Genomic DNA, 20,515 nt, shown 5'->3' with positions numbered 1-20,515 from the left:
CACCCCGTCAGCCAATCTACTTGAGAAACGTATAGCGAAATCTTGGCCCAGAAATAGCGAAGCTGACACTGGGGGCAAAGTAGCTTTTAAAACCCTTGCTGTCATTGGAAGCATAAGATTGCCACGACTGGAAGGATAAACTTGCCATAACAGTAGCTGATATCAATTCCGGTGCAACCGGAATTGATATCATCCACTGCATCCCCGCAATCACACCCACTCGCCCCTGAAACTTCACCCGCTCGCCAAACCAAAATTCCGGCGCGAAACCGCCATTAAATTTCCATATATGCAAAGCCAACTGAAAAAGGAAAATAGCTTCAAGCTCGTCTGACTTTAATTTCCGTTTAGGCAATAAACCCATAATTCCTCCTGTTAAATTACAGTGATACTACAAGGTGGCGATTTTCAAAAACCTTTAATTGGTAAGAGTTTTAGCTTTCATACCAGCTTCACCAGGAGACGGCGGGAAAATGGCGATCGCCCTCGGTGAAGCTGCACTTTGTAGTATAGATTTGGTGCGATCGCCACCGCGTCCGAAGGCATCGCACATTTTTATTCCCCCGGTGGCGAGTTCCCAGTTGCCTTGGGCGGACCGAAATCATCAGGAATCTCATCCATAGAGGGGCTTTAATTTAGATAAACTAGGTTACTAGAGAGAAGTTTGAGAATAGGGACAAAATGAGATACAAATAGATTATGAGAAATCTTTAAAAAACTTTAGAGGAGGAACTAATGGATTTTGACTTCCGCGTGCTAGTAGTTTTATTGCCAATCTTGTTGGCCGGTGGCTGGGCAGCTTTCAATATTGGCGCGGCTGCAATCAGACAAGTGCAAAACCTGTTGAATAAGCAAGCCTAGACTTAATCCTGACCTCTGTACTGAAAAGCTGATGTTTTTCAGGCTGAATCTCCCATAATCTAGGTGTGCGATCGCTCCTCGGCTTTCCGGTTAAGGATGCGATCGCACACAATTTTTTTTAAGATTATTAGGAATTAACCATTATTTACGTAACGCCGACATCCTGGCGGTTCTTTAACCCCCAGGATGGCGACGTTATGGATACTTTTACTTAATCCCGGATTGTAAGTAAATCCACCTAATTAAACATAAGATAAGGATGGCTGAAAAGCCGACTGTATAAACATTCTTCCTTCTCTCCTAGATAACTAAATTTTTATTCCTTTTTCCTTCTCTCCTAGATAACTAAATTTTTATTCCTTCTACCTTCTTCCTTCTACTTAAAACAATGCTAAATTTTTGCTGTTTCTATTGCTAGAGAGTTTAACAACTTATTAACTCGTTCCTTCACCTCATCTCGGACGCGATGAAATGTCTCTATTGGCTGTCCGTCGGGGTCGTCAAGTTGCCAATCTTCAAACACTTCGCGCAGTACCCATTCTTCCGGTAAATTCACACCACAGCCACACAGAGAAATTACAGCATCGTAATCCTCAGCATTAAAATCACTTAACGGATCTGAAGTTTGATCTGTGATATCAATACCAATTTCAGACATTACTTGAATCGCCGTTGGATGAACTCTGCTAGATTCCAACCCGGAACTCGCTACCTCAATTTTCCCCTTACCTAATGTTTTAGCAAAACCTTCAGCCATTTGGGAACGGCAAGAGTTTCTTTTACAGACAAACATGACTTTTTTCATGGTTTTTTTTGTTACTTATTATCAGGCTACTTTTTGATTTCAAGAGCACTATTGGCGATGGCGATAATTTCCTTCGCTGCTTTTTCTTTGCGTTCGCTGTAACGGTCGGTCAAATAATCAACCTGGCCGCGTAACAATAGAGTAAACTTATATAATTCCTCCATTACATCAACTACACGATCGCGATAAGCCGAATCTTTCATCGTTCCATCTTCATTAAACTCCTGATAAGCTTTAGCCACAGAAGATTGATTTGGGATAGTAAACATTCGCATCCATCGCCCCAAAATTCTCAGAGTATTAACTGCGTTAAAAGACTGCGAACCGCCGCTAACCTGCATCACCGCTAAAGTTCTACCTTGAGTAGGTCTAACGGCCCCAATACTTAAGGGAATCCAGTCAATTTGGTTTTTCATAATCCCGCTAATATTACCATGTAGTTCTGGGCTTGACCACACTTGACCCTCAGACCAAAGACTCAACTCACGCAATTTTTGAACTTTGGGATGAGTATCAGGAACACTACCATAAATCGGCAATTCTAGGGGATTTAAAAATCTAATCTCGGCACCGAAATCTTCAATTATTCTAGCCGCTTCTTCAGCAAGTAGGCGACTATAAGAACGCTCTCGCAAAGAACCATATAAAAAGAGAATTCGGGGTTTATGAGTAAGGTTTTTCATTGGATTATAGCTATGAGAATTAGTAAAGACAACGGGGATCTCGCAGGGAAGCTGTTTCTGGTTTACGAGGGAACCAAAACGCTGTTTTCTTGCAGAACTCTACTAACATTAACATCACTGGAACCTCAATTAAAACACCAACAACCGTAGCCAATGCCGCCCCTGAATTTAATCCAAAAAGCATGACAGCCGTAGCAATCGCTACCTCAAAATGATTGCTAGCACCAATCAGCGCGGCGGGTGCTGAATCTTCGTAGTGAAGGTTTAGTTTTAAAGCTGCTACATAAGAAATCAGGAAAATGAAATTAGTTTGGATAAACAGGGGTACGGCAATTAAGAGAATGTGCAGAGGATTGTTAACAATCAACTCTCCTTTGAAGGCAAACAAAAGAATTAGCGTAATCAAAAGTGCAGCCGTAGCCACTGGACTTAGATAGTGCATAAACTCTCGTTCAAACCATTCTTTTCCTTTATGTTTAAAAATCCAGAAGCGGCTATACATTCCGGCAGCTAAGGGCAAACCAACATAAATTAACACAGACAATACTATGGTTTGCCAAGGAACAACTAGATCGTTGGCTGCTAACAGCCATCTGCCTAATGGTGCGTATAGAAATAGCATTGCTAGAGAGTTAACGGCGACCATGACTAGAGTATGTCCTTGATTGCCATAGGAGAGATATCCCCACATTAAAACCATCGCCGTACAGGGGGCAATTCCTAATAATATTGTGCCAGCGATGTAGGAACTAGCGATGGAAACTTCACTGCCACGAATTATTTCTGTGCCGGTAATCAGAGGACGAAATAGCCAACCTAAGAAAAACTGAGAAAATGCCACCATTGTCAATGGTTTTATCATCCAGTTAACAACTAATGTTAAGATTACAGGTTTGGGCGATCGCGCTGCATTTGCTGCTTGGGTAAAGTCTATTTTTACCATGATGGGATACATCATAAAAAATAGACAAATGGCAATCGGAATCGATACCTGATAAAAGCTAAGAGCATCAAGGGTGACGGCGACGCTGGGGAATAATCTACCGAGAATAATACCGCCTAAAATGCAAAGGAATACCCAAAGGGTGAGGTATCTTTCAAAAAAACTAAGCTTGTTTCCTGCATGAACAGGTGAGGTTGTCGATTGATTCATTGAGTTAAATATTGAAGGGGAAATTGCCGATAAAAATTAAAACTTTGCTTGTTGGCGTAGTAACTCACCGATGGTTAAGTCTAACTGAGCCTCACCATTAAAAACAGTACCGACTTTGCCATTGTAGAAATTGTTGTAAATCAGTTGATATCCGTCCTTTGGCAATGGAATGTAGCCTACAGAATTAACTAAAGTTGGTGCTTTTTCCATGTAGAATTCCACGAAGTCGCGTACTTCTGATTTGGTTTGGGCGGCACTATAGCTAACGTAGATGAAAAGAGGTCTGGTAAGAGGTTTATACTGAGCTTTTTCTACTGTTTCACGGGTAGGCATTACCGAGCCTTGACCATTATCTATTCCTAATGCTTTCAATTGAGTTGGATTGGCTTCGTAATAGCTTAATCCAAAGTAACCCAAGGCATTTGGATCTTTGGTAACTCCCTGGACTAAAACATTATCATCTTCACTAGCTGTGTAGTCAGTACGGCTGGCTTTGGCTTCACCGACTGTTGCTTCTGTGAAATAGTCAAAGGTACCAGAATCTTTACCCGCACCATAGAGGTTAATGGGTTGATTTGGCCAACTGGTTCTAATCTGATTCCATTTGGTAATTTTACCTTGTGCGGCTGGTTCCCAAAGTTTTTTTAGTTCTGCTACTGTAATGTCTTTTGCCCAGCTATTTTTGGGGTTAACTACTACTGTGAGAGCGTCAAAAGCGATGGGTAATTCATAATAGCGAATACCAGCTTTATTGCAGGCTTCCATTTCTTCTGGTCGAATTGGTCGCGAGGCATTACTGATATCTATTTCGCCAGCACAAAACTTTTTAAATCCTCCACCAGTACCGGAGAATTCAACAGTAATTGCTACTTTTGCGCCTTGGGTCTTTTGAAAGTCTTTCGCGATCGCATCTGTAATCGGATAAACGGTACTGGAACCGTCGATTTTAATCGGCTGCGAGGTTTGCGATTGGACTTGGGCGCAGGAATTGAGGAGAGCTATAGCACTAAATGCTAAAATTCTTATACTAAGTGTGTGAGAATTGACCTGCCTTGTTGTTTTCATTGACCTTGCCTTAATGTCAAAATTCATGTCCACAAGTTCACCATATCAATAAAAATTGATATGTCAAGTATAGGGGATAACACGCACAGGAAAAATACATTAAGAAATGTTGATTGACTAAGGGGTGTCGCAGCAACGGATAGACAGGATCGGGCTGAAGCGGCGGTACTCGGCGAGGTACTGTTCGAGGATGGCGAACTGGGGAATGTTGAGGCTGTAGTAGATCCAGCGTCCCTCTTGGCGGCTGCGGACTAAAGCTGCTTCCTTCAAGGTTTTGAGGTGAAAGGAGAGTTTTGACTGGGGGACATGGAGGCGATCGCACAGATCGCAGACGCACAATTCCTGTTCTCGCAGTAACTCGATTACCTGAATCCGCAGAGGGTCAGAGAGGGCATGAAAACCGCAAGCGATCGCACTTGCTGTAATTGTACGAGTATTAACCATCAAAAAATTTTGAAATGTATGTATGGCTATCTTAGCGAAAAATTTAGTAAGTAGCTCTGTATAAGTAGAAGGAAGAAGGAAGAGGGAAGAAGGAAGAAGGAAGAACGCTTATACAGCCAACTTTTTAGCCATCGGTATCTTATGTTTAATTAAGTGGATTTACTTATCATTTGTGAGGGTGATACGCGGACTTCAGGGGGCGACAACGAGGCTAACCCTGTTTTGTTACTAAGCGGAAGAAGAAAATAAAAATTTACCCTCATTCATCAGACCTAATTGAGGTTTGAAAGATTTTGCTCTATTATACTCTGCTGCTTAGTGACAGCAGAGAGATAATTATTTCTTTTTCATTCTTCTATACTTTTCCAAACTCTGTTAAGAAGCGGAAAGCACTTAAAATATGACTCGCACAAACATAAGGCGAAGTATCATAAAAAGCGTTCCATGCCGCCGCTTTATCCTCATCATACTTCTCTCTCCTTTCGGGATGTTGGTCTAACCAGCTAATCCGCACTGCATGACCAATTAATACATCCAAAACGATATATTCTTCTATTTGTAACTCCGGGTTCCGCTGAGCAATTGCCGCCAATTCCATCAAGGCTTCAATATTAACTTGTCGGTACTCCGGCGCACCAATTTTATTCAATAAATGCTCGACTTGTAGAGCAAAATTCTTCTCACCTGGAGTCATTTCTGCTAAAATTGGTTCGCTATCTAGGCGATTTCTGCGCTCCAATTTATCACCAATTACCAAACCCTTACAATGCCGCAATAACTCCCAAACATTAGGATAAAAATCTTTGGGTACGCGATTAACTGCACCTGACATTTGCCGCTGTCGTCGCCACCCGCCTAAGTTAGTTTCTGGTGACTGCAAAGTTGGTAAGACCACCCATTCAATATCTTTTTCCGGTTGTTTGACGTGCAAAGATTCTTGCTGTCTGAGCACTTGATTCATACCTTCATAGCCTGTTAATACTTGCCGCAAGCGAGTTTTAATTTCAAAGGGACTTAACTGCATTAAATGTTCGTAAGCTTCATTCTGCGTAATCCCCAAATCGCGAGCTAATTCGGTAGCAATCAGCAAGATAAAATAGCTCACCCTCAGTGTTAGCAAGCCTTTAAATAATAGTGGTTCAGCTTTAATTAGCAAACCAAAGTAAATCAGAATTTCTTGGGTAAGAACCCGGTCGCGAATATCTTCCCCACAGAAATGCCGAATTTTCTCCATGATTTCTGTGTAAGAACGCGGCTGCAAAATTACAGAATCTTCACTGTAAGCTTTTCCGACTGTAACATACTTACCGCGTACTAAAATATCAGTAACTGCATCTGATAGGCTAATATCAACTTTATTCAGCAAACCGGCCACATGACGGACTACGGCCCAATATATTTTTGATTGAGAATCGCTGCTAGCTTTAAGATAAACTTCATTGAGCAAATCTGCAACTGTAACAGCGTCTTCTGGCCCACCGAATCCAGTATTAAAATTCAGTCCTTTGAGGCGAACTAAGGTATGCAATAGCTCAACTTGTTCGTACAAATTCTCGGAACCCCGCAAACTGGTAAGCAATAATTTTGTATTTGTTTCGCACTCTAACTTAAATTCTTGCGTGTGGCTTAATGGCCCAGTCTTATCGGGATTATAACCCAAGTGATACCTCACGGGAAATGCACCTTTAACTGAAGACTGGGAAAATCCAAAATCGTGTAGAAAATCAATTCTCTCAACACCAGCAGTTAGGATTAACTGATTGATTTGACCCAATTTTACGGGGGTATATTTGCAGTGTCCGTCACGCAGTTCTTTCATCAACTCTAACAGTGCTTCTCTACCAGTTTCTAGCATTGTATGAGTCAGCATCAGCGTTACTAGAGGACGACCTAATTGATACCAATGACGGTTAATATAAGCTAATTCGCTCTTGATTTCAGCTACTAAAAAATGATAGTCAAGAGTGAGGTAAAATTCTTGTTGATCTAAAAAAGAAGGCAGAAAAACAATCGTTTCTCCCCGAATCCTAAATACTCTGGAAGTTGTCAAAGTCCGCAATCTTCGCACGGGTCTACCTGTTAAACCTAATTGATCGTTGCGACCAATTTGTGTATAAATAGCAGATAGTTCTTTGGCTTGGCGTATCTGTATTGGTTCTACTTGTTTTGGGGTCTGGGTGGCGATACCATGAGCAGCTAATTCCGCTTGCAAATCTTCATCTTCGGCTAATAACGCAATTTGTACTAAAGGCTCTCGATGATGACGAATAGATAAATGTCGTCCTAGTGGGTCAATATCGCCAATGGCGACTAATTCTTCGTCTAATAACTGAGCAAGAAAATATAAACTTTGGGCCCAAACGAGGGGGACATTTTCATTAGGTAAGCGTTTTTGACTATGAGGATTTAATTTTTCTGCTTCAATACTTTCGGCTGGGACATAATACAATTCTGGGAGTAAGCCGTAACCATCCCGTTCTATAATTAGAGATTCTAAAATTTCTTTATATTCTTTAACTTGTTGCTGGTTTCTATGAAATATACCATCAAGTAACAAATAGGTAAAAAATAACGGCCATTCACATTCAATATGCTCAAATTGCTTGAGTTCTTTCGGTTCGTAGTGGAGGCGTTCGCCATCTTCTAAAACTGTTTGGTGTCCGTCTCTGAGAAAGCGTTTGCAACCGTATTTTCCTTGGAGTTTGCTGATAATTTTGTTTTTTGTCCGCTCGATTAATTCCCGATCTTCAACGGCAAAGGCAGGAAAACTAATTACGCTCAACAAGGCTGCATCTACTTCTTTTGAACTTGATTCTCTGGGTAAAAGGGATTCCAATGTCACTCGCGTTCTGGCAATTTCATCTGGCAAAACGTGAATTACTGAGGCTTGAGAACCGTTAACTCCGAATAAATCTAAGCCGTTCATGGCTTCTAAAGCTGCTTTTGCCATACCTACGGAACTGGCGTTTAATTCTGCACTGCCATGATTGATTTTATTTCCTCGCTCCCAAATTCCGTAGTCGGGAGTGCGATAAGCTCTGCCAATATAATAGACTAAGTTTTGCACAAAGTTCACTTCATCAATTGTAAAAACAATGTGTAAGCCTGAAGCCGTCATTTGTGCTAATATTAATAGAAATAAGGAGGTAGCATCTAATTGTAAATGTCCCCAAGCGTCATCGCCGACGACAATATCTCCAGTCTGAGTATTATACTTAGCGTGTAGGGCATTTAGGGGCAATTGACTATTTTTAAAGTTTTCTACTTTATGAGCTTGTCGCATCATGGCGAAGAGTAATCCTCGCATTAGTTTGACGACACTATGTTCTAGCTCAAATGTTCTACCTTGGTCGTCATCAAGTTTGCGGTAAGCTAAAGCTAAACCCCAGACGGCGAGGATGCTGTAAACATTATCTCGCACCCAAGCATCGGTATAGTCGCCGTGAGCGTTAATTGCTGTGCTGGCTGGTAGTAAACCCGCGATCGGGTTTTGACGTTTGAGGATGACGGTTTTGATTTGGTGATAGTAGCTATCTAACCTTTCTCGCCGTTTTGCTATTGCGATCGTCATCTTGTGGTTCCTTTTTTTGATTCCTGCCTAGTTGTGGTCAATAGTTCTTAAATATAAAGACACTATTTTTTTCTCCATTCAAAACCTTGTTTAAGGGTTTAACATAAATGGAATCTTTTTTACAGTAACTTTGATAACATAAGGAGGGTGTTAAATGCAGAAGTGGAAATTATCTGATTTTGCCGTTTCCCCTCCTCCTACTTCCGCTAAACTGTACTCAGCCCCAACATGGCACGGAGGGTAAAAGTTACAAACATAAATGCGGCGATGATGAAACTAATGAGAGCGATCGCACTCACGGGGTTCTTCAGCAGCGGCCTCAGTTGCTCAAACAGGAAAAAGAAGATTCCCAGAGTGATTGTGATGAAGTAGCGGGGATAGCGAGAGATATTCTCAAAAAATTCTTGCATTGTTTTAGTTGGTTATATTTACAGTTTCATCTTTAATTGGTATCACTTTGAGGTCAAAATGTCAATTTCCACTCAATCTCAAGTTTTGCCGCGTCCGTTTCTCAAATGGGCGGGGGGTAAAAGTAGGCTGATTCCGCAATATTTACCTTATTTTCCTAAGAAGTTTACGAATTATTATGAGCCTTTTTTGGGTGGTGGTGCTGTGTTTTTTCATTTGCAACCTAAATCGGCAGTTTTAACGGATATCAATGCTAATTTGATTAATACTTATTGCTGCGTTCGAGATCGGGTTGAGGAGCTAATTACCTATTTAAAGAAACATGAATTAAGGCATAATAAAGAGCATTATTATGATGTGCGATCTTATCCGGGAGGAACTGAGATAGAAAGGGCAGCGCGGTTGATTTATCTTAACAAGACTTGCTTTAATGGCTTATATCGAGAAAACTCGAAAGGTGAGTTTAATGTGCCGATGGGTAAATATAATAATCCAACGATTTGTAATGCCGATTTACTTCGTTCAGTATCAGTTGTGTTAAAATCAGTGACTATTGAACAAAGGCATTTTGAGGATGTGTTGAAGTATGCTCATAGTGCGGAAGACTTTGTTTATTTCGATCCGCCCTATTTTCCGATTAATGATACTAGCTATTTTACCTCTTATAGTCGCGATTCTTTTACTGAGAACGATCAAGTTAGATTGAGAGATGTTTTTGCAGAACTTGCTAATCGAGGGGTAAAAGTGTTGTTATCTAATTCTGATTGTAAGTTGATTCGAGACCTGTACAAAGAGTTTAAAATTAAACCTATATTAGCAGCAAGGGCGATTAATTCTAAGGCTAAGCTTCGAGGGAAAGTTGCTGAAGTTTTAATTACTTCATATTAAATCTTAAAGTAGTTTTTTATGTAGTAGGCGATTACAGTACAAAATGGTGTGTATTTACCTTCTGCATCCGGTTGAACATAACTTTGAGCTAATATTTGTATCTCTTCAATTGTCAGACCGTCCATAGCTTGCAATATTCCATCTATTGCCTGACTTCGCATATTCTTTAGCTTATCAATGTTGAGTCCAAGTTGGTCAATAGTTGTTAAAGCAGAGTCTTGTTTTCCTGGTTCATTAGTTGGCAAAATCTCTCCCGAACCAGAATATCTAAAAAAATCAGCACAACTGGGATCTAAAGGCGAAACCATGAGATTTTCATCGTACCACTCATCTTTTTTAACTCCACAGTGTTGAGGTTCTTTAGGTTCTCTTTCTCTTTGACAGGAAGCTAACAGATTTTTGTAATTTAGTGCTTCTTCGGGATAGGTTTTACGAGGCTTTAAATGTTCAATATGGCTTTTTTGTTTGCTGATTTCCATTCCGCAGTAGCAACAAATAAAACCCTGTTCTTGCAGTAATGATTGATGCAAATTTGATTTTTGTGGTGCTTGAAAGTTATCCCAGTTAGGTTTCCAGTCATCGCTTTCTAGAGCTTTCCAATCTGTAAAATCTTTTGGTTCCTCACCCTTTTTAATATACTTCATCGGTTAAGAATTTCCTTCCGTCTCATCAATATATCTGCTCTGACAAACTCTGACTCATCCTCGCCAATTTCATCTTCTATCTGTTGGCGTAATTCCTTCGCAGCATCAAGATTTCCCGCGTCTATCAGTCTAAAAAGTTGGCGAAGACTATCCTTGATTTCTTGTGGCCTTTCTGGGACACCCATCACGTCTTCAAGGATACGATTGCTATCTCTACCAAAAGAACTTTCTGGCTGTTTAGCTACTATACCTTCAGGTGTTGCCTCTAAAATGTAGATACCATCAGGTTTAATCTGACTAATGACTTGAGGTGAATGAGTGGTAATAATAAATTGGCAATTAGGAAATGTTCTAGTTAAAGCGGGAATAATTTCCCGTTGCCATTTCGGGTGCAGATGTAATTCGATTTCATCAATCAAAACAACGGCACTGCCTTCCAGTGGATTTTCTAAACCTGGGTTAGCAATTGCTAAGCGTCTGGCTAAATCTCCTACCATTGCTAGCAAGCATTTCTCCCCGTCAGATAGTTGATTTACGATCAGTTCTTGACCTTGTTTTTTTACAGTCATTCTTAGGATCGATCGTCTAACACGCAAGTTTGAAAAATTTGGTATTAATGAATAAATGGATTGTCTTACGGTTTCTAGATTTCTGTTTCGATGTTCGTGGTTATCCCGTATTTGTTCATTCTCCAAATCTTCCAAATCTGCAAACCATTGAAAGAAACTATCGAAGCTAATTTGTATTTGCTCTAGCGCTTGATTGTAGGCATCTGTCTGCTTAAAGGAATATCCATTCTGACTCTCCAAATGACGCTCAATAACACCACGATTAGTCGGGTAGTAAACTGCTAGTGGTATGTTGGCTAAAGGACTACCTTTCCACTGATTATGTATATTTTGGGCAACTTCTTTTAATTTTTCCATGCCTTCTAGTTTTTCATTTCCGCTATCTTCTTTCGTTACAGACCAACTGATTTCTTGTGACTGAGAGAGTTCGATTATAATTTGATTTCTTATCTCTTTATATCCGTTTTTGATATCTAGTACACGAAAAAAAGACGGGTTTAAACTGTCATTTTTATTAGGGAATTGAATCAAATAAAGAAAACGGGACAAAAGAATGGCAATACAGTCCAAAATACTAGATTTTCCCACGCCATTGTTCCCAATAATTACTATTGGCTCATCAGGGTTAAATTCCAGATTTAGATTATCTATTCCCCTAAACGCATTGATTTTCAATCGTTTAACTTTCATAACTTTTACCTAAACTGATTTCAACATAACCACACCCCGGTCAAACACCCGATCATCCGTCCCAATTCCACTCACAAATATTCTATCATCATAAACATCAAAGGCTGCAAAACTAAGCCGCGAAGCCGAATATGCCGTCCAGGGAGAACGCCCCACCTCACGAGTACCACCGCCACCGCCGCATATTAAATAAGTCGTTCCATTAATCGAACGAGTCCTTTCATAATGGTGATCGTGCCCGTTAATATAAACTTGCACTCCATACTTTTGAAAAAGCGGCGTTAAATTCTCAACAAATGGTTTATTTACACCATAAATTCCCGATGAATAAATCTGGTGATGACCAAATACTATTTTCCAAGGTGCATCGCTTTGACTCAATTCTTTATCCAGCCAAATTAGCTGATTTTTCCAATCTGCATTACTATTAGTATCTAAGGCAAAAAACTGTACTTTACCGCGCCGAAAAGTATAGTAACGTCCTTGCATATTAAAGCCGACATATTTAACTTGAGGGTCGCCATTAGCCGTGCGAATGTCATGATTTCCTAGACAAGCGTAAAACTTAACGTTCTGCTGCAATAAATCTTGATATGGCTTCTCAAATACGGCGTTAATTTTCTCAATTTCGCCGTTATTATAAATATTATCGCCAGCGAGAATTGCCAAATTAAAAGGATTTTGTTGATGATAGCGCGTCATCGCCCTGGCTACCCGATACTGACCTTCAGCACCAGTACCCGTGTCTGCGACGGAGATAAAACGCAAAATCGGCGGGGTGGTGGGTAACTGCGCGATCGCACCTTCTCCCTCCAAACTAGCAGCAGGACTAGCACCCTCAACAATTTGAGCCTTAAGTATTTTCCACATTCCCGTCAGACTTAATGCGCTCAGGCCACTTAAAATTAAAAATTGACGGCGTTTGATACTCATTTTGATTCAGTTAGAAGTAATGAAATGATAAATTAAGGCTGAGAGATATAGCTCACGTAAAAATCTATCGCATTTAAGCATATTTATACCGCCAGGAGGTTAAGAAAATGTCAGAAGACCAACCACAACAGCCACAGCCGGAACAGCCTCAGCCAGAGGTAAAGCCGATCGCCACTTCTCAAAACGCGGCTAAAACTCCCCAGGATTCCGCAAAACTCGATCGCAGCCTGTTGGAAAAACTCACTTCCGCTTGGCTGACTGTAGTCCAGTTGGTGCGATCGCTTCTACCCGCCTCAATCAATCAAAAGCTGTCCGATACAGTTTTAAGCAGCGCGATCGCAGCAACTCTGATCGTCGCGATCGGTACAACACTAACCCTGCTACCTGGAAAATCACCTGAAATAATAGTTATCCCCTCTTCAGAATCCCCCCAAATAGTAGTTATCCCCTCGCCAGAATCCTCGGAAATAGTAGTTATCCCCTCTTCAGAATCCACAGAAATAGTAGTTCTCTCATCTCCAGAAACAACAGCAACAAATTTACCCGACCTGGTAGCCCCTGAAGAAACAAAACCCGTAGAAATTGCTCCCCCATCGCCTCCAAAACTAACACCAGAACAGAATCTTATTGCCACAATTCAAAATCAAGTAGATGAACTAACCAATCAATTTAATAACAGCTTAATAGAATCCATTCAGGTTAATTTATTCAGCAATATTTTAGCTGTTAAAATCGGCGATGATTGGTATAATCTCCCTGAAAGCGAACAAAATCAGTTAGCCAATCAAATGTTTCAACAAGCCCAAAAACTTGAATTTAGAAAACTGGAAATAGCCAACTCCCAAGGCAAACTCATAGCTCGCAGCCCCGTAATTGGCTCTGAAATGATTATTTTAGAACGGAAGAAAGCAGAAAATATCGGTAATGGTTAGTTGTTAGTTGTTAGTGGTTAGTGGTTGTCATTGCATAGCCTGCGCGTAGTGCTTACGAAGCGAAGTATCAGCCCTTCAGTTAATCTTCGCCAACGCAATGACAACTAACAACTAACAACTAACTATTAACAACCAACAACTAACAAAATTACTTCTTAGGTTTAAAACCTTTCTTCTGGAAATAGGTTCTAAATACCTCTTGGGCAATAGGAGCGGCCGATACAGCACCATATCCCCCCCCTTCGACAACAACCGCGATCGCCACTTCCGGCTTATCAGCAGGCGCAAAACCCACATACATAGAATTATCCGGGTGCCCTGGAATTTCCACCGTCCCAGTCTTACCCCCACTCAGAGGAATAGAACCGTCATTCATAGCGCGACCAGTACCTTTAAGCACCACATCAATCAACCCCTGGCGAACCACATTCAAAGTTTCCGGCGCGATCGCAGTCTTAATCGGTTTAGCCCCATTAGCTTGAGAAGTCAACAAATGCGGCTGCACTCGCCAACCCCCATTCGCAACAGTTGACACCATCACCGCCAACTCTAAAGGCGTTACTAACACCAAACCCTGACCAATTGCCATCGTCACCGTATCGCCCACATACCAATCCTCCCCGTACATTTTCACTTTCTCTTTCGGCGTTGGAATTTGACCATGATTTGCCCCATCTAACCCCAATAACTTCAAATTAATTGTTCCGCCAATCCCCAATTCATGACCCCATTTAGACATTTGCTCCGGCCCTGCGGCCATCCCTACTTGATAAAAAAACGTATTACTACTGTAGGCCAAAGCATCGCGAAAACCAATAGTGCCATAACCAGCACCATGTTCGTTAAAAGATATACCACCAATAGTAATAGAAGCAGAACTAAACAAAGTTGAATCAGGAGAAAATTTCCCCGACTGCATCCCCGCCGTAGCCGTAACAATTTTAAAAGTGCTGCCAGCAGGATAGCCTTGCAGAGCGCGATTTAGAAAAGGTTTATCCTCACCTTGAAGGCGAGTCCACTCTTTTTTACTCACCTTGCTAGTAAAAATATTCGGGTTAAAATCCGGCCAACTAGCCATCGCTAAAACCGCCCCCGTTTTCACATCTAAAGCAACAACTGCTCCCAAGCGATCGCCTAGAGATTTTTCAGCAGTTTTCTGCATATCCAAGTCCAAAGTCAACCGCACCGACTTACCAGCAATAGGAGCATTAACTCCCAACTCCTGTATTTCCTGACCCTTTGCATTCACCTCAATCAAACGATTTCCCCAAACCCCCTCAAGCGAAGAATTAGCAATCCGTTCAACTCCCAGTTGACCGACGATCATCCCCATCGGATACTTTGGATTAGCTTTAAGCTGATCTAAACTAGCCTCGCCAATATATCCCAAAACGTGCGCTGCTAAATCTCCATAAGGATAGTCCCGACTCGATTCAGGACGAATTTCAATCCCCTGCAAATTACCTGCTTGCTCAGACAAAGAAATAAACGTAGCACGGCTAATATCCTGCCGAATTCGGATCGGCAAAGCAGATTTATAACCAACTTTCTCTAATTTCTTAAGAATTTCCTCTTTAGGTATCTTCAATATGGAACTCAGCAGAGAAGCTGTAGCAGGCCATTCCTTTGCCGCCTGTTCCTTTGGCCATAAATATACCGAACGCGAAACTCGATTTGCTGCCAATATTTTGCCATTACGGTCTAAAAGTTGACCTCTGTTAGAAGCAACAGGAAATAACCGAATGCGGTTGTGCTCTGCCCGCTGTCGATTGTATTCACCTTGAACCAGTTGCAGTTGAGCTAGACGAAAAATCGGCAGACCCATCAAACCAGTAATGCACAGCATTAATAATATCGCTCGGTGTAATCTACTGCGGCGAAGTACCGCATTTTCGAGAGCCGCTTTGTCAAAAAAGCCCGTTCCAGATTTAAAAATATAATTGCTAGCCATTTTCATACCCAAACCGCATTTCTTCTCTTTCCCTATCAAAGGTATTGCCATCCGGAAAAAATCCTAAACATAAATTATGCCGATTGGTAGAGGAAGCAAAGATATTTTTTGGTTAATGTATAGTTAAATATCAATTTTTCAAAGCTTCAGCTTTTAAGGAAGGAGTTTGTACTATGCAGCCACTTGACATTTTGATTGCTTGGTTAGTTACAGGTAGCAGCTTGCTACTGATTTCTCAATTGCCTATTGGCGTTCAAATTGACAGTACGCCAAAAGCAATAGTTTCAGCAGCAGTTTTGGGGATTTTGAATGTTTTAATCATGCCAATTTTCAGAGCGGTATTTTTTATACCCAATGTTTTAACTCTCGGCTTGCTGTCAGGGCTTTTTGCTTTTGTTATTAATGTGATTATTTTTGCCTTAGCAGCTAAAGTTGTTGAGGGTTTTAGTTTGCAGAAGGGTATGTGGAGTGCTGTATTAGGAGCCTTAGCTCTGGCTTTGGTTAGCAGTTTCATTAATGGCGTTCTGATCTAATATCAGTTCCCCAAAATCATGCAACAGTAAGTAAGGGCACATAAAGATAAATGTAGGGTGGCGCGAGCCGCAACAAGCCTATAAATCAAAGCAGAAGATCGTTGTAGGCTCGCGCCCACCTTACAATTTATAGCGTTTATTTATGTCCTACTAATTACCCCAAATAAGAATTGTAGCAATACTTTTCAGTAAGTATTTGATTACCTATTACCAATTACCTATTACCAATTACCTATTACCAATTACCTATTACCTATTACCAATTACCGAATTATAAGCTTTTACCTTAAGGTCAATCCCAGTAATATCAGCACCCACAACAACAGCAAAAGCTCCCAAATCTAAGGCCTGTTTTGCCATCTGTGGCCCAGCAATACCACCTTCGCAAATAATTGGAATATCTAATTTTTCTACCATTTTGGCAAGTAGTTCAAAACCGGGAGGAGATAGATGTTTCGTTTCAGCAGTGTAGCCATAAAGAGTAGTTCCCACCGCATCAGCTCCCGCTTCTGCTGCTTTAATTGCTGTTTCCAAAGTGTCTGCATCAGCCATTACGGGTTTGCCTAATTCATCGTGAATTCTAGCAATTAAACTCTTAACTGTTTCTCCATTTGGGCGGTTTCTGAGAGTAGCATCAATGGCAATGATATCTGCACCTGCGGCTGAGATCGCCGCCGCATCTTCAAATCTGGGAGTAATGTAAACTTCAAATCCTGGCAATACTTGTTTCCAAATCCCAATAATTGGCGAGGAAATGCGCGATCGCACTGCTGTAATATGAGCTGGAGTATCAATTCTAACACCTGCTGCTCCTTGATTGACAGCCGCTTCTGCCATTGCTGCAATAACGCTCGGCTCATGCAAAGGCGAGTCACTTGGTGCTTGACAAGATACTATTAGTTTACTGGGAAATTTGTACTGAATCATTGGTAATGGGTAATGGGTAATGGGTAATTGGTAATGAGTAATGGGTAATGGGTAATGGGTAATTGGTGATTGGTGATTGTGTTAGTATAGCAAACGACAAGGTTTTAGGAGATTCTAACTTTCTAAACCCCTTGATTATAAGCTATTCTTCCCATCACCTAGCTTTTATTCATGATTTTCTGGAAACCAAATTTGCTTTTAACATCCCTTTAAAACGCCTCCAGTTAGCACGGATAACCTTCCACTGTGCCATGATATGTAACACAATAAACGCCAGAAATGTATAAGCCAACCAAAAGTGCAAACTTCTACCTAAGTCCACTAAAGCAGAATTTTGGGGGAATATGTCGGGGAGAGTAAAACCCAGAAAATGGACATTGTTGTTTTTATATGAATTTGAAAAAAAGAAACCGCTCACTGGAAGTGCAAACATAAATAAATACAGCGCAGAATGTAATAAAAACTTCTGCATCCACTCCCGACTAAGCTTTGGCAAACTGCGAGTATATTTACGCCGCCATACCTGAAGTAAAATCAAGATTCTCCAGGTCAAAAGACCCATAACTAAGACACCCATTGCCTTATGAAAATCATACAATTCTCCCCGGAGTGGAGTCTCGCGGGACACATTCGCCATAAATGTACCTGTTGTAAACAGCAACAGGTAGCAACACCCCATTACCCAGTGTATAGACATTAATTGCTTAAAAGCCGAATTAAGTCTAGGTTTAATTGCCTCTTTGCTGAAAATCATCTTTTCTCTTATCTAGATTATTAAGGATAAATTACCGCAGACAACCTTTATCTGTCAAGTTATAGCAGCCCTCAAAAATCATGCAATATTCCCAGTAATCTTAGCCATTAGTTATTAGCAAATTCGCGATCTTATGTAATAATTCCTCTGGCTGCACAGGTTTATTCAAATAATCATCTGCACCTGCATTCATGGCTGCCTTTTGATCGGATAGCATTGTCTTATTTGTTAAAGCTAGAATTTTGAGACCTTGAGCATAATTGGCGCTGAGGTTTCTCAACTGATGGATAATTTCATAACCATCTATTCCAGGCAAGCGCATATCAACAATTACAACTATAGGCTGAAACAATTTAATTTGTTCTACCGCAGTAGAACCTTCAATCATCCACACTACTTGCAGTCCTGCTGCTGTCATAATATCGCAAATAAGCGCGGCAATTTCCTCGTTTTCTTCAATTACAACCAGACAACCTTGCAAAGCAGAAGATTGAGAGATAAATAATGAATCTGTCTGTTCCTCTTTCCTATTTGCAACTCGCTCAATTTTTTTGACATTTTGAACTGGAATAAATGCTGTAAAAATAGAGCCAACGCCGACAGTAGATTTAACTTCGATCGCGCCGCCATGTAATTCTACTAGGTGTTTAGTTAAGGCTAAACCTAAACCAATACCGCTATATTCGCGGCGGTAAGGTGAATCTAACTGCTTAAATTTCTGAAAGAGTAAAGATTGCTGCTCTTTAGCAATGCCAATGCCAGTATCTTCTACTTGGAAAACAGCAATATTTCCACCCGATTTAATGCTATTTTGACGCAATTCGGCTATAGATTTTTCACCTTTTACGGAAACCCGGAGGGTTACTCGCCCCCCTTTTGGGGTAAACTTAATGGCATTTGTCAATAGATTGAAGAGGATTTGTTTAATTCTACGCTGGTCGCCTACAAAGCGCTCGTGACCGGGTTCAATTTGCTGTTCAATCGCGATTGCTATGTGTTTAGCTGCTGCTTGTTCCTTGAGATCGGCTACAGTTAAATAAGCTACTTGAGATAGGGAAAATTCACTGATTTTTAATGCCGTATTCCCAGCTTCTACTTGGGATAAATCTAGAATATCTTCGATTAAATCCAACAACTTTTTGCCGCTATCATGAATAGTTTGTAAGTAATTTTTCTGCTTGGAAGGAGGAATCTTGGTATTAGCTTCATTGCCACAACACCAACGTAGGAGAGTAGCGGAAATACCAATTACGCAGGTGAGAGGAGTCCGTAATTCATGACTCATAGTTGCTAAGAATTCACTTTTGGCAAGACTCGCTGATTGGGCCGCAGCTAGTGCATCTTGGAGTTCCTGGGTGCGCTCAATTACCCGCTGTTCTAGGGTATGTTTTTGCTGCTGCAACTCTGCATAGAGTTCAGCTTGGCAAATTGCGATCGCCAAGTGTTCTGCAATTTGTCTCAGAAATGTTTTTTTACTTTCTTCCCACTCGCGTACCTCAAAACACTGGTGGGCAATCAGTAGCCCCCAAAGTTCTTCTTGAACTATAATCGGTACTACTAACTTAGCTCGTACCTGACACGAGCGCATAAACTCTAAAAAACAGGGGCGATCGCTGTAGGTAGTTTCGATATCTGCGACACCGATAGTAATTCCTTTGCGATATTTCTCTTGATAGTTGGGTACATCGGGAAAACAAGCCGATCCTTCAGATAAGTAAAGTACAGAAGCGATTTTTTCATTCGCCAAAGCTTCATAATTAACACGACCAAAGAGTGGCTGTGAAGCCTGTTTGACGGAGTTTTTAGTAGGAGGATTATTTTCAATATTTTCGGTAGTTTTTTGTCGGTGTTCAAATTGATAAATTAATAGACGATCGACTTGCAAAAATTGTCGCAACTGCTGGACTGCCGTTGACAAAATCACTGGCAATTCTAAACTATCCCGAATCTGAGTTGTTACCTGATTTAAAAGTCGTTCTTGTTCGAGTTGCGGGTGACAGGAATCTTCTATAGATTTGCACCCGGAAGGAGAGAGGGGAGAATTTACACAGCAATTTAAGGAAATAATTTCTAGCAATTGCAAGGTAAATTCACTCTGGACATTAGCATCATTAGATTTTATATTTTTTAGCGCCATTCTCATGGCATAAATGTCAATATTTCTTAGCAGTTTTGCCCCTGCTGCTATGTGAAGATCGCATAGTTTATAACCAAAAGCAGCGATTACTTCTGGAGCGAAAGTCAACCCGACATTTAACAAGGTATTGGAGACTATTGGATTTTTGATTTTTGATTTTTGATTGGGGAGATCGCAGACATCTCTCCCACTCTGCACCTCTTCCTTCACCCACAATAGGGCGCTAAATTTTTCCGAAATAAATATTGCAAAGTGTTGGGGGAACTCAGCGGTAAATTCAGTTGCGGCGATTGCATTTTCCCTAAGCAGTAATGTACCTGGAATTTGAGCCATTTGCTGTAATAGTTGGCAAATAGCATCAAAGGTTTCTACAGGTAAAGTCCGAGTTAATGTTGGATGTGTAAGAATAGACATTTATAGCAACCGCCAAGGCGGTTAGGGGCTAGGGGGCTAGGGGCTAGGGGCTAGGGTAAGAAGGGAATAGAATCAGCGAGTTTGGTGGAACTCAGACAGCATGATGAGTTTATTTAACCTTAAACCAGTATAATGCCAAGATATATGGTTTGT

20 protein-coding genes are annotated in these 20,515 nt (G+C 40.9%); 4 read left to right on the top strand and 16 right to left on the bottom strand.

The window, feature by feature from the left end:
- Positions 1-16 precede the first annotated feature (16 nt).
- Together OSCIL6407_RS0103025 and OSCIL6407_RS37620 are read right to left on the bottom strand one after the other, a co-directional pair.
- On the bottom strand, positions 17-364 hold the full coding sequence (locus OSCIL6407_RS0103025; protein WP_007354153.1) for a hypothetical protein: 348 nt from the start codon (positions 362-364) through the stop codon (positions 17-19).
- A 54-nt stretch (positions 365-418) separates the two neighbouring features.
- Complete coding sequence (locus OSCIL6407_RS37620) at positions 419-553, bottom strand: hypothetical protein (RefSeq protein ID WP_267879519.1); 135 nt, start codon at positions 551-553, stop codon at positions 419-421.
- Between the two features lie 182 nt (positions 554-735).
- On the opposite strand from OSCIL6407_RS37620, the gene OSCIL6407_RS0103020 reads away from it, so the two are divergent.
- Positions 736-861, top strand: coding sequence for a photosystem II protein Y (locus OSCIL6407_RS0103020; protein WP_007354152.1), 126 nt, complete (start codon positions 736-738; stop codon positions 859-861).
- 391 nt (positions 862-1,252) lie between these two features.
- On the opposite strand, the gene arsC is transcribed toward OSCIL6407_RS0103020, so the two are convergent.
- The 7 genes from arsC to OSCIL6407_RS30215 all read right to left on the bottom strand — a co-directional run bounded on the left by arsC (position 1,253) and on the right by OSCIL6407_RS30215 (position 8,992).
- Positions 1,253-1,666 (bottom strand): arsenate reductase, glutathione/glutaredoxin type, encoded by a 414-nt coding sequence (arsC, locus tag OSCIL6407_RS0103015; protein WP_026103642.1) that lies wholly within the window; start codon positions 1,664-1,666, stop codon positions 1,253-1,255.
- Between the two features lie 26 nt (positions 1,667-1,692).
- A complete protein-coding gene (gene arsH, locus OSCIL6407_RS0103010) occupies positions 1,693-2,388 on the bottom strand; it encodes an arsenical resistance protein ArsH (protein ID WP_267879526.1) in 696 nt (231 codons plus the stop codon).
- Positions 2,369-3,502 carry an ACR3 family arsenite efflux transporter gene (gene arsB / locus OSCIL6407_RS0103005; RefSeq protein ID WP_007358492.1) on the bottom strand — a complete coding sequence of 378 codons (1,134 nt, stop codon included), beginning with the start codon at positions 3,500-3,502 and terminating at the stop codon, positions 2,369-2,371. The genes arsH and arsB overlap by 20 nt, the downstream gene beginning before the upstream one ends.
- Positions 3,503-3,538: 36 nt before the next feature.
- The gene (locus tag OSCIL6407_RS0103000) at positions 3,539-4,567 is read right to left on the bottom strand and encodes a PstS family phosphate ABC transporter substrate-binding protein (RefSeq protein ID WP_007358491.1); all 1,029 of its coding nucleotides are present in this window, start codon (positions 4,565-4,567) and stop codon (positions 3,539-3,541) included.
- A 117-nt stretch (positions 4,568-4,684) separates the two neighbouring features.
- Positions 4,685-5,011, bottom strand: a complete 327-nt coding sequence (locus OSCIL6407_RS0102995; RefSeq protein ID WP_007358490.1) for an ArsR/SmtB family transcription factor — start codon at positions 5,009-5,011, stop codon at positions 4,685-4,687.
- Between the two features lie 355 nt (positions 5,012-5,366).
- On the bottom strand, positions 5,367-8,582 hold the full coding sequence (locus OSCIL6407_RS0102990; RefSeq protein ID WP_007358489.1) for a glycoside hydrolase family 15 protein: 3,216 nt from the start codon (positions 8,580-8,582) through the stop codon (positions 5,367-5,369).
- Between the two features lie 206 nt (positions 8,583-8,788).
- Positions 8,789-8,992 carry a DUF751 family protein gene (locus OSCIL6407_RS30215; protein WP_039963223.1) on the bottom strand — a complete coding sequence of 68 codons (204 nt, stop codon included), beginning with the start codon at positions 8,990-8,992 and terminating at the stop codon, positions 8,789-8,791.
- Between the two features lie 58 nt (positions 8,993-9,050).
- Between OSCIL6407_RS30215 and OSCIL6407_RS0102980 the strand changes: the two genes are divergently transcribed.
- Entirely contained in the window at positions 9,051-9,878 is an 828-nt protein-coding gene (locus OSCIL6407_RS0102980) for a DNA adenine methylase (protein ID WP_007358487.1), read from the top strand.
- Here the strand turns inward: OSCIL6407_RS0102980 and OSCIL6407_RS0102975 are convergent.
- From OSCIL6407_RS0102975 to OSCIL6407_RS0102965, 3 genes are read right to left on the bottom strand one after another with little or no spacing between them, the layout of a single operon-like run.
- Positions 9,875-10,522 carry a retron system putative HNH endonuclease gene (locus OSCIL6407_RS0102975; RefSeq protein ID WP_007358486.1) on the bottom strand — a complete coding sequence of 216 codons (648 nt, stop codon included), beginning with the start codon at positions 10,520-10,522 and terminating at the stop codon, positions 9,875-9,877. The two genes, OSCIL6407_RS0102980 and OSCIL6407_RS0102975, sit on opposite strands and share 4 nt — an antisense overlap.
- On the bottom strand, positions 10,519-11,781 hold the full coding sequence (locus tag OSCIL6407_RS0102970) for an AAA family ATPase (protein WP_007358485.1): 1,263 nt from the start codon (positions 11,779-11,781) through the stop codon (positions 10,519-10,521). The genes OSCIL6407_RS0102975 and OSCIL6407_RS0102970 overlap by 4 nt, the downstream gene beginning before the upstream one ends.
- Before the next feature lie 9 nt (positions 11,782-11,790).
- Positions 11,791-12,714: a metallophosphoesterase family protein gene (locus tag OSCIL6407_RS0102965; protein ID WP_007358484.1), complete on the bottom strand. Its 924-nt coding sequence runs from the start codon at positions 12,712-12,714 to the stop codon at positions 11,791-11,793.
- 107 nt (positions 12,715-12,821) lie between these two features.
- Here OSCIL6407_RS0102965 and OSCIL6407_RS0102960 point away from each other — a divergent pair, with 107 nt between their 5' ends.
- Complete coding sequence (locus tag OSCIL6407_RS0102960; RefSeq protein WP_007358483.1) at positions 12,822-13,646, top strand: hypothetical protein; 825 nt, start codon at positions 12,822-12,824, stop codon at positions 13,644-13,646.
- 148 nt (positions 13,647-13,794) lie between these two features.
- On the opposite strand, the gene mrdA is transcribed toward OSCIL6407_RS0102960, so the two are convergent.
- Positions 13,795-15,597: a penicillin-binding protein 2 gene (gene mrdA / locus OSCIL6407_RS0102955; protein WP_026103640.1), complete on the bottom strand. Its 1,803-nt coding sequence runs from the start codon at positions 15,595-15,597 to the stop codon at positions 13,795-13,797.
- Between the two features lie 173 nt (positions 15,598-15,770).
- On the opposite strand from mrdA, the gene OSCIL6407_RS0102950 reads away from it, so the two are divergent.
- Positions 15,771-16,130, top strand: a complete 360-nt coding sequence (locus OSCIL6407_RS0102950) for a phage holin family protein (RefSeq protein ID WP_007358481.1) — start codon at positions 15,771-15,773, stop codon at positions 16,128-16,130.
- 249 nt (positions 16,131-16,379) lie between these two features.
- Here OSCIL6407_RS0102950 and OSCIL6407_RS0102945 read toward each other — a convergent pair whose 3' ends face one another.
- The 3 genes from OSCIL6407_RS0102945 to OSCIL6407_RS0102935 all read right to left on the bottom strand — a co-directional run bounded on the left by OSCIL6407_RS0102945 (position 16,380) and on the right by OSCIL6407_RS0102935 (position 20,362).
- On the bottom strand, positions 16,380-17,057 hold the full coding sequence (locus OSCIL6407_RS0102945) for an N-acetylmannosamine-6-phosphate 2-epimerase (RefSeq protein ID WP_007358480.1): 678 nt from the start codon (positions 17,055-17,057) through the stop codon (positions 16,380-16,382).
- A 169-nt stretch (positions 17,058-17,226) separates the two neighbouring features.
- On the bottom strand, positions 17,227-17,811 hold the full coding sequence (locus OSCIL6407_RS0102940; RefSeq protein ID WP_019486900.1) for a cytochrome b: 585 nt from the start codon (positions 17,809-17,811) through the stop codon (positions 17,227-17,229).
- A gap of 100 nt (positions 17,812-17,911) precedes the next feature.
- On the bottom strand, positions 17,912-20,362 hold the full coding sequence (locus OSCIL6407_RS0102935) for a GAF domain-containing hybrid sensor histidine kinase/response regulator (protein ID WP_007358478.1): 2,451 nt from the start codon (positions 20,360-20,362) through the stop codon (positions 17,912-17,914).
- Positions 20,363-20,515: the final 153 nt, after the last annotated feature.

Source organism: Kamptonema formosum PCC 6407 (assembly GCF_000332155.1).
GTDB lineage: Bacteria > Cyanobacteriota > Cyanobacteriia > Cyanobacteriales > Microcoleaceae > Kamptonema > Kamptonema formosum.
Note: the sequence above shows the minus strand (reverse complement) of the source record. Positions and strands in the feature narration are given on the sequence as shown.